General features: G+C 39.7%; 1 protein-coding gene. It reads left to right on the forward strand.

Annotation, left to right across the window (positions count from 1 at the left end; genetic code table 11):
* Positions 1-20 precede the first annotated feature (20 nt).
* A partial coding sequence (locus tag IQR33_RS23930; RefSeq protein WP_193844123.1) for a hypothetical protein occupies positions 21-385 on the forward strand: 365 nt, incomplete at its 3' end.

The following is a 385-nucleotide window of genomic DNA, read 5'->3' on the forward strand; positions in this document are numbered from 1 at the left end:
ATCAATTGCTTGGGGGCAGTATGATAAAGGTATTAGAGAAGAAAGTTTCTCTCCATAGAAATAAACTAAGAGTATTCTTCGAAGGGCAGTATTTACTAATGGCGGGTTTTAAAGGAGGGGCTAAGTTTCAGCTTAAGTCTGACCGTACAAAGAAAGAAATTAAAATAGTTATTGATCGTTTCGGCTCTCGACAAGTGACCAACTCAAGACGAAACGGTAAAGAGCGACCTGTCATTGACTTAAAGCACGCTGACTTAGATATTTTCGGAGACCATGTAAAAGCCTACATCAAAGATGGTGAAATCCGAATTGTCGAATTGCATTCAGTCCAAGAGATTCGTGACAGAGAGCTGAGGTTTAAGGATATGACGAGAAATCTTAAGCC

Source organism: Vibrio sp. OPT46 (assembly GCF_015163535.1).
GTDB lineage: Bacteria > Pseudomonadota > Gammaproteobacteria > Enterobacterales > Vibrionaceae > Vibrio > Vibrio alginolyticus.